Below are 6,513 nucleotides of genomic sequence, written 5' to 3'. Positions count from 1 at the left end.
ACCTGGCAGCTCCCCCACACCCCACGCAGCGCCCCCCGCGCCCGCGCACTGCTCCGCACCCACCTCACCGACTGGAAGATCGACGGCGAAGTGGCCGAAACAGCCGAACTGTTGCTCTCGGAGCTGTTCACCAACTCCCTGCGGCACGCCTCCACGCCGCCCGGCCGCGAGATCGGCGTCCGGTTCGCCACGTACGACGACCGCCTGCGCGTCGAAGTCGCCGACGCGAACAACGGCCGGCCCGATCCCCGGCAAGCACGCCCCGAGGACGAGGGAGGCCGTGGCCTCGTCCTCGTACAGGCCCTGGCGGAACGCTGGGGCTGTTGCCCCCGCCGCCACGGCATCGGAAAGACGACGTGGGTGGAACTGACGCTTCCGAACGCGGTGACGGAAAGGCCGTGAGGAGCCCGGCCCGCCGTTCCGTCACCGCATGCCCAAGTGCCGCCGGTACGACGGAAGAGGGCCGGCGTTGGTCAGGACCGCCGCGCAGGCGGTGCTGGCGGCGCAGGCCTGGCCGGGGTTGCGGGGAGGCAGCAGGGTGTTGCCGGTGAATGCGAGGCCGTGGGGGTCTCCGCATCCTTCCTCCGGGTGCTGCTCGTTCGCCGGGGGCCAGGCCCCGGGGTACTCGCGTCGTTCGACCCACTCGGGCACCGCGTCGTCCCAGAAGTTGCCCCGGTAACGCACGTTCTGGACAGGCCGGTTGCCCCATTCCTCGCTGCACCCGCCGATGGAGGCGACGTAGTCGTACACCGTGTTGCGGTCCACGGAGACCCAGTTGGTGCTGTCGTCGGTGTAGATCCCGACGTTCCAGTCGCCGTACTTGCTGTCGGTGACCGCGTTGCCCCTGATGACGGCACCGTCGGCGAAGGAGCTGCCCTGTTCGCCGCGCAGGTAGATGCCGCCGCCGTCCACGAGGAGCCGGTTCGTCGCGTAGACGCGGTTGTCGAGGATGCGGTTGCGGCGCATGACGCCCCGCAGGTCGTCGCCGGGCCCAGAGAGGATGCCGCTGTACGGCACGTCGTTGACCTGGTTGTGCGCGAGGGTGGTCTCCTGGGTCGCGGTGTCCCAGATACCGGAGGCCGCGTGGTACTCCGCGCCGATGTGGTGGATCCAGTTGTTGGTGATCCGGTTGCCGCGGTTGGTCCCCTTCTGGTCGGGCGGGACCACCCCCATCAGGATGCCGCCGTCGGAGACGTCGCTGATGACATTGCCGTCGACGACGTTGTACGAGCTGTTCTCGGACAACTCCAGCGCCTGGGCGCCCAGATGGGTGAAACGGTTGCCCTCGAACGTGATCCGCTCGGCGGTGCGGAAGGCGACCGTGCCGGGCACCGTGAGCAGCCCGTCCTCACCCTTCCCGGGCCGCAGGTACATGCTCCACGCGGCGGGGAAACCGGCGGGTCCGCTGGGCGCCAGCCAGGTGGCGTACGCGAACGTCAAGCCGCGGAAGCCGATGTCGTGAAGGGGACGGCCCGGACGCCCGGTGCCGGTGACCAGGCTCTCCAGGACCGGGGCGACCACGCTGACCCGGCGCATGTCCTGCCCGGGGCGCGGGAAGTAGAGCAGCTCGTGGTGTCCGGGCCGGGAGCGGTCGAGATACCAACTCCCGGGCTTGCGTGCGAAGCTGGGCGAGTTCTCCACGCTGTTCGGCGCTTCGAGCAACTCCGTTCCTCCGTACAGCTGTTGGGCCAGATCCCAGCACGGTTGATCCATGGTGATGCTGGTCCGGCGGGCGCTCGCGGAGACCCCCGCGACTCCGCAGCGGCCCTCGGCGTAGCCGGCCCGGTAGACGAACTCGATGTCGGCGGGGTTCCGCCAGGTCCGGGGGACGGTACTGGTGGTGACGTAACCGGTCCTGGTCGCCTTCAGCGTGCCCGGGAAGCCCGTACCGCCGCGCGTGAACCGCGTGGCGCGCCGGTCGTCGACGTAGAGCTGACGGGTCTCCAGCCCACCCACGTCCGCGCGCCAGAATCCCCTGAGCCGCCGATCCGGCCGCCACGCGGAGATCTGACGGCCGCCACTGATCGTCACGCGCTCCTGTCGGGGTGTCCCATAGCCGTACGCCTGGTAGATCACCTGGTGACCGCCCCGTCCGGAGTCCCCCGCGGCCTCCGACAGTCCCAGCGGCGCCTTGAGCCCGTACGTCCCGCCGCGCAGGTTCACCACCAGGTCCGACGTCATCCGTGGCACCCGGGCGCGTACGGCCTGTCGCGCGCGTCCCGGTGTGGCGAAGGGCCGGTCCAGGGTGCCGGGCCAGGAATCCTTGCCCCAGGGAGCGACGTACAGCTGCGTGGGAGTCGCCGTCGGGGCAGGTAAGGCCCCGGCCGGAGACGGCACGACCGCCACCGAGAGCCCGATCACCACCGCCGCCCGCGTCACGACACCTGCCCTTGTCCGTGTACGAAAGCGTGAACGGAAACCGGTACGGAAGATCCCCATGCTGCCCCCTCTGTCCATGTACGGAGTTCCACCCTGGGGCAGCGTGAGATGGTGCGCAGTCGTCCCGAGGTAGCGGCATGGTCGACCAAAGTCTTCAATGAGCCAGGGCCGAACAGGCCACCACCGCACAGTGATTGAGCACGAGGGAGAGCGCGCAATGAAGATCGCGGTACTGGGCACGGGCGAGGTCGGGCGCAGGCTCGCCACCAAGCTCGCCACGCTGGGCCATGAGGTCACGATCGGCTCCAGGACGGCGGACAACGCCGAGGCCGAGAAGTGGGCCGTGGACAACGGCGGCGCGCACGGCACCTTCGCCGACGCCGCGGGCGCCGCCGAACTGGTGGTGAACGCGACCGGCGGCCTGGTCTCCCTGGCCGCGCTGGAAGCCGCGGGCGCCGACAACCTGCGCGGCAAGGTGCTCATCGACGTGTCCAACGCACTCGACTTCTCCGACGGGTTCCCGCCCAAGGTCGTCACACCCGACGGCGGCAGCCTCGCCGAGCAGCTCCAGAAGGCGTTCCCCGAGACGCGGGTCGTCAAGACCCTCAACACCATGACCAACACGGTCATGGTCGAGCCCAGCCGGGTCCCCGGCCACCACAACGTGTTCCTCAGCGGCAACGACGAGGACGCCAAGGCCGAGGTGGCAGCGCTGCTGCGGTCCTTCGGCTGGGACTCCACCCAAATCACGGACCTCGGGGACCTGTCCAGCGCCCGCGCGACAGAACTCCTCATGCCGCTGTGGCTGCGGCTCTACGGGGTCCTCGGCCCGGTGGACTTCAACATCTCGGTCGTCACCGCGTAGCCCTGCCCTCCACAACGGGTGGGCCGGGGTCACCCGGCCCGCCCGCACCGGGCTGTTTCAGAAACCCAGGCCCCGGTTGTCCTGTGCCACCGCGCCACCGAAGCTTGAACTCGCAGGCCATACAGGATCGTTGAGCCACTGGGCACTCAGTACGATGCGCTGATGTTCTCGCACAGAACTGGTAACTCACGGCAGTTACTCGTCATCGCCTGCGTAGTCGTTGCCCTGGTCACCACAGCCCTTGGTTGGTATGCCGCACAAACCGTGCGCCCCGACTGCGTCGTCTCGATCTCCAAGCTCACCGACGGCAACGGGCCCGATCTCTCTGACGTGAACGGCCGTGTGTGGTCGGACAAGGACCTCGCCGCTCACGCCTACCAACAGTCCCTTGACTCAGGCCGCTGCGATCCGCCCCGTGCTCGCTGGAAGCAGTGGCTCGACTGAGTGTCCCGCCGATGTCGGCTGCCATGAGCCGGCGATACTCTCCAGGAATTCCCGCAGCGCCGAGGAGTGCGCGCCCTCAACTCCCGTGCGTAGCCCCGAACATCCGCAACACCACCGGAAGCACCACCACCGACGGCCCCGCCTCCCCCAGCGCCTTCGCGAGGTCCGCCTCCAGTGTCTCCGGCGACGTCCGCACCCCCGGCACCCCGAACGACTCCGCCAGCGCCACGAAGTCCGGCCGCGCCAGCTCCGTCCCCGCCGTCTCCCCGAACGCGTCCGTCATGTACTCGCGCAGGATGCCGTAACCCCCGTCGTCCACGATCAGCCACGTCACATTCAGGTCGTACTGCCGGGCCGTGGCCAGCTCAGCGATGCCGTACAACGCACCCCCGTCACCCGAGACCGCGAGCACCGGGTGTGTCGGGTCGGCCACCGCCGCTCCCAGCGCCGCCGGGAAGGCGTAGCCGAGCCCGCCCGCGCCCTGGGCCGAGTGCATGGTGTTGGCGCCTCGTGGGTCGAACGCCGCCCAGGCCCAGTAGGACAGGATCGTCATGTCCCAGAAGGACAGGAAGCGGGGTGGCAGCGCCGCCCTGATCGATATCAACAGGCCCTGCTCCAGGGTGAGTTCCTGGGCGGCGAGGCGCGCACCAACCCGGTCCAGCACCTCCCGTACGCGGACTGCCGCCCCCTCGTCCTCCCGCACGCCCACCGTCTCCAGCAGCGCCTGCAACGCCAGCCGCGCGTCCGCGTGGATGCCCAGTGCCGGGTGGTTGGACTCCAACTTGCCCAGGTCCGCCTCGACTTGGACGACCCGGCCGCGCGGTTTGAACGTGTGGTAGTTCGACGACAGTTCGCCCAGGCCCGAGCCGACCACCAGCAGGACGTCCGCGTCCTCCAGGAAGTCCGTCATGTGGCGGTCCTCCATCCAGGACTGGAGCGAGAGGGGGTGCGTCCAGGGAAACGCGCCCTTGCCGCCGTACGTCGTCACCACCGGCGCCTGGAGCCGTTCCGCCAGCGCCCTCAACTTGCCTGACGCGTCCGCCCGTACGACCCCGCCGCCCGCGATGATCGCCGGGCGCTCGGCGTTGGACAGCAAGTGGGCTGCCAGCGCCGTCAGTTCGGGGCGCGGGGGGAGTTCCTCGGGGAAGGCGTCGCCGCCTGTCACCACGGGGATCAGGGTCTCCGCCAGCAGTACGTCCTGCGGGATCTCCACCCATACCGGGCCGTGCGGGGCCGTGAGCGCCGATTTCCAGGCGTCGGCGATCGCCGAGGGGATCTGGGACTGCGTACGGACCGTGTGGACCGACTTCACCACACCTCTGAACGAGGCCTGCTGGTCCGGGAGTTCATGCAGGTAGCCGTGTCTGCCGCCGCCCAGACCGGCCGTCGGGATCTGGCTGCTGATCGCCAGGACGGGGGCCGACGCGGAGGCGGCCTCCTGGAGTGCCGCCAGTGACGTCAGCGCGCCGGGGCCGGTGGACAGGAGAAGCGGAGCCGCCTCTCCCGTCGTCCTCCCGTACGCGTCCGCCGCGAACCCCGCGTTGTTCTCCACCCGCAGTCCGATGTACCGCAGGTCCGAGCGGCGGAGCGCGTCGAACAGGCCCAGGGCGTGCTGGCCGGGCAGGCCGAAGACCGTCGTCGTGCCGAGTGCCGCCAGTGTCTCCACGACCAGGTCCCCGCCGTTGCGGCCGGGGGGCGGGTTGAGCGCGGCCTCCGTCTGGGCGGGGGTCGGCCTCAGTACCTGGTCGTGGTCGTGGGTCATCTCTGTCAGGCCTGCGCGTTCTGTTGGGTGTTCTGTTGGGCGATCTGGCGGGACATGATCGTCGTCAGTTCGTACGCCGTGTGCGACGCCGCCACCGACGTGATCTCGGCGTGATCGTACGCGGGGGCCACTTCGACCACGTCCGCCGAGACCAGATTGCAGGACGCCAGGCCCCGCAGGATCTCCAGCAGCTCGCGCGAGGTCATGCCGCCCGCCTCGGGTGTGCCCGTGCCGGGGGCGAACGCCGGGTCGAGGCAGTCGATGTCGATGGAGATATAGAGCGGTCGGTCGCCGATGCGCTGGCGGAGCTGGTCGGCGACCTCGTCCACGCCGCGTCGCATCACGTCCGCCGACGTGACGATGCCGAAGCCCATCTTCGCGTCGTCGTCCAGGTCCTGCTTGCCGTAAAGCGGGCCGCGCGTGCCGACGTGCGAGAGGGCGGAGGTGTCGAGGATGCCTTCCTCCACCGCCCGCCGGAACGGCGTCCCGTGCGTGTACTCGGCGCCGAAGTAGGTGTCCCAGGTGTCGAGATGCGCGTCGAAGTGGAGCAGGGCCACCGGGCCGTGCTTCTTCGCCACCGAGCGGAGGAGCGGAAGCGCGATCGTGTGGTCGCCGCCGAGGGTCATCAGGCGTGCGCCCGTGCCCAGCAGTTCGTCGGCCGCCGCCTCCACCGTCTCCACGGCCTCGTTGATGTCGAACGGGTTCACGGCGATGTCCCCGGCGTCCGCCACCTGGGCGAGCGCGAACGGCGACGCGTCCTGCGCCGGGTTGTACGGGCGCAGCAGCCGCGACGCCTCACGGATCGCGTTGCCGCCGAAACGGGCGCCCGGACGGTACGAGACCCCTGAGTCGAACGGCACCCCGACCACGGCGACATCCGTTCGCCCGCCGACCTCGTCGAGACGCGGCAGCCGCGCGAAGGTCGCGGGACCGGCGTACCTCGGGATGCGGGACGAGTCGACGGGGCCCCGGGGTGCCTGGTGCGCCGTACGCGTCTCGTAACTGCTGGTCATACCGTCCGCCTTCTCTCCGCGCCGGGCGTGCCCGGCGCGGAGAGAAGGCG

The 6,513-nt window shown here is 70.1% G+C and carries 6 protein-coding genes; 3 read left to right on the top strand and 3 right to left on the bottom strand.

Going from position 1 to position 6,513, the window contains the following annotated elements:
• Positions 1-402: ATP-binding protein (locus AOK08_RS41020; protein WP_055535560.1), on the top strand; the 402-nt coding region annotated here is incomplete at its 5' end.
• A 21-nt stretch (positions 403-423) separates the two neighbouring features.
• On the opposite strand, the gene AOK08_RS41015 is transcribed toward AOK08_RS41020, so the two are convergent.
• On the bottom strand, positions 424-2,379 hold the full coding sequence (locus AOK08_RS41015; protein WP_241827320.1) for a right-handed parallel beta-helix repeat-containing protein: 1,956 nt from the start codon (positions 2,377-2,379) through the stop codon (positions 424-426).
• Between the two features lie 217 nt (positions 2,380-2,596).
• On the opposite strand from AOK08_RS41015, the gene AOK08_RS41010 reads away from it, so the two are divergent.
• Both AOK08_RS41010 and AOK08_RS46275 read left to right on the top strand, forming a co-directional pair.
• Positions 2,597-3,244, top strand: coding sequence for an NADPH-dependent F420 reductase (locus tag AOK08_RS41010; RefSeq protein ID WP_055535559.1), 648 nt, complete (start codon positions 2,597-2,599; stop codon positions 3,242-3,244).
• 162 nt (positions 3,245-3,406) lie between these two features.
• The gene (locus AOK08_RS46275) at positions 3,407-3,688 is read left to right on the top strand and encodes a hypothetical protein (RefSeq protein ID WP_064511381.1); all 282 of its coding nucleotides are present in this window, start codon (positions 3,407-3,409) and stop codon (positions 3,686-3,688) included.
• Positions 3,689-3,764: 76 nt separating this feature from the next.
• On the opposite strand, the gene AOK08_RS41000 is transcribed toward AOK08_RS46275, so the two are convergent.
• Together AOK08_RS41000 and speB are read right to left on the bottom strand one after the other, a co-directional pair.
• A complete protein-coding gene (locus tag AOK08_RS41000) occupies positions 3,765-5,450 on the bottom strand; it encodes a thiamine pyrophosphate-binding protein (protein WP_055535555.1) in 1,686 nt (561 codons plus the stop codon).
• Positions 5,451-5,455: 5 nt separating this feature from the next.
• On the bottom strand, positions 5,456-6,463 hold the full coding sequence (gene speB, locus AOK08_RS40995) for an agmatinase (RefSeq protein WP_063794241.1): 1,008 nt from the start codon (positions 6,461-6,463) through the stop codon (positions 5,456-5,458).
• Between the last annotated feature and the right edge of the window lie 50 nt (positions 6,464-6,513).

Origin of the sequence: Streptomyces graminilatus (assembly GCF_001418565.1) — a bacterium.
Lineage (GTDB): Bacteria > Actinomycetota > Actinomycetes > Streptomycetales > Streptomycetaceae > Streptomyces > Streptomyces graminilatus.
This window is presented reverse-complemented; position numbering and strand designations above follow the sequence as displayed.

Bases quoted from the DNA above. Each gene is read 5' to 3' on its own strand.
- AOK08_RS41000 (WP_055535555.1), bottom strand. From the start codon at position 5,450: ATGACCCACGACCACGACCAGGTACTGAGGCCGACCCCCGCCCAGACG.
- AOK08_RS41010 (WP_055535559.1), top strand. From the start codon at position 2,597: ATGAAGATCGCGGTACTGGGCACGGGCGAGGTCGGGCGCAGGCTCGCC.
- speB (WP_063794241.1), bottom strand. From the start codon at position 6,463: ATGACCAGCAGTTACGAGACGCGTACGGCGCACCAGGCACCCCGGGGC.
- AOK08_RS46275 (WP_064511381.1), top strand. From the start codon at position 3,407: ATGTTCTCGCACAGAACTGGTAACTCACGGCAGTTACTCGTCATCGCC.